3 protein-coding genes are annotated in these 2,138 nt (G+C 45.7%); all 3 read right to left on the bottom strand.

Going from position 1 to position 2,138, the window contains the following annotated elements:
- Positions 1-104 precede the first annotated feature (104 nt).
- A complete protein-coding gene (locus HPY81_11585; protein NPV28040.1) occupies positions 105-317 on the bottom strand; it encodes a biotin/lipoyl-binding carrier protein in 213 nt (70 codons plus the stop codon).
- A 73-nt stretch (positions 318-390) separates the two neighbouring features.
- Positions 391-1,155 (bottom strand): CoA-transferase subunit beta, encoded by a 765-nt coding sequence (locus HPY81_11580; GenBank protein ID NPV28039.1) that lies wholly within the window; start codon positions 1,153-1,155, stop codon positions 391-393.
- A gap of 5 nt (positions 1,156-1,160) precedes the next feature.
- Positions 1,161-2,126, bottom strand: coding sequence for a CoA transferase subunit A (locus tag HPY81_11575; protein NPV28038.1), 966 nt, complete (start codon positions 2,124-2,126; stop codon positions 1,161-1,163).
- Positions 2,127-2,138: the final 12 nt, after the last annotated feature.

Here is a 2,138-nt window from a genome sequence, read left to right as displayed (position 1 = left end):
GCAATATTATGCAATATTATCACTTGTATAATTTTTCTGATATTTTCCCCCAAAAATTTTTCTTCCTACCGAGGGAAGAAGATTTCATTTAAGAAAAATGTCAGTTACTCGATTACCGCCAAAATATCTCCCTGGTTGACTACATCTCCTACCCTGCACTTTATTTCTTTTACGGTGCCACTGGCAGGAGCATAGATCGGGTTCTCCATTTTCATCGATTCCAGGATGATTACTTCGTCGTCTTCTTTTACTGTCTCTCCAACTTTAATCATGATGTCGACGATTTTTCCTACCATCGGAGCTGTAATTTCTGTCATTGCTATCCTCTCCTCCTTCGAAAATCTCCTTAACTCCTAACTAAATTTTTGTTAATTTTAAGCCACTGTCTTACTAAACCATCAACCGTTGGGGGTCAATCTTTGTTGTAAGAATATGTAGTACCTCTGCATCAGGTGGTTCAGATTCAACGGCCCGGGATATATCCAGTTCGAAACCAGTGTTATCCTGAATTTGTTGTGGGGTAACCCCCGGAAAATACTCTGCTAGATACATCCGCTTGGTCTTTTCATCAAATCGCATAATCCCTAACTCGGTAATCACTACCTGCGGCCCTTTATTAGGTAGACCCAGTTTTGCCCGTCCATCAGGACCATCGATCCAGCCCGGACTGGTGATATAATCAACTTTTTCACAGAAGCGACGTTTCTGGTGCTGCATTATGATGATGGTGTCACAGTAAGTCGCGATGCCGTTGGCGCCACCACTGCCGGTGAACCTGACCGCCGCGTGGTAATAATCACCGATGGCCGTCGAGTTCAAGTTCCCGTAGGGATCGATTTGGGCTCCACCCAGGAAACCAATATCGACTTTATTCTTTTTAAGAGAATTAGTTTGAAAACCGAAATATCGGTACTGTGGCCACAACGCGGAGGCACGGTAAGAAATCCTCAGGTCAGACACACTGGTCGGCACTTCTTGTGGACCGCCATCGATCATGCCCGTCTCAAAAATCAAAACCGCATTGGGGGCAGTTGTATTCTTAGCCAGCGCTGTGCCAATTAACGGTAACCCCGTGCCAACAATACAAACCTGACCGTCCTTGATCTGGCGAGCTACGGCCACAGCCATCATTTGTTTAGTCGTCCATTCGGCCATTGTGTTCACCTCCTCTTTAGTCCGGGGACATATCCGTACCCCGGTCTTACCCGCAGGTTGATTAGGCGGGAAGCGCCAAGTTTATCCAGGTATTCGAAATGATCTTTGGGGCCGTACACCCACTCATCAAGAAACTGTTTGAACAGTTCGTCGTCGCCGCTTATCCTATCATACATGCGGAAAAAGAGTGCATCATAATCGTAGTAGTTAGCGCATTGGGACGGGTGAGCCCCATAGGGAACATGTACAACTGCATCAGGAACAACATTGGGAATTTGGTTCAACCAAGGTTCGTGGCGCAGTTCCTCAGGATGGACTAATTCCTCGCAAGTAATAACACAATTAGTTGCTGCCATCGCCAACTCAATATCATTAAAGACAGGTCCCTCGATCCGAGCAGTTCCGTCAGGCGCTGCTTTTTGTACATGGATAATTGCCACATCAATTTTCGGAGTAGGAATAAAACAAAACTCTTCTTCAGGATTAAAAGGATTCCTGTCTACAATCAATTTTCGGGACGGTAATTTTGGATCGTTTCGCCAAACTTCTTCGGGAATTCCCCACTTATTCACCATATCTGAGCCCAACATGTTCTTAACCGCTACAAAGGGTAAACCTAGCGCAGCAGCATGGTAAAGTATTGTCTGAACGTCTAATGAGTAGTCTTCCCACAGGATTTTTCCTTCTTGAACGTACTTCCGAAATCGCCGGCAAACCTGAGAAAAACCAGAGTTGGCCACATAGCTGTTGAACAACACCTTAACACAGCCAGCTCCAATCAGCATGTCAACATCTCCGGCCGCGGCTCCAGTTTCAATATATAAGTCTTTTTTACCCTGTCTGATAATCTCTCGCACCGCCGCGTACGGTTTCTTATTGGTCACGAAACCGCCGAATGCGATGCAGTCGCCATCACGAACAAACTTACTAATGGCTTCTTCCAGGGTCATGACTTTGTTTTGAACGTTCATTGTTACACCCCC

It is taken from the genome of Bacillota bacterium (assembly GCA_013178045.1).
In the GTDB taxonomy this organism is placed as follows: Bacteria; Bacillota; Ch66; order Ch66; family Ch66; genus Ch66.
The sequence above is the reverse complement of the archived record's forward strand: the minus strand, read 5'-3'. Positions and strand labels throughout refer to the sequence as shown.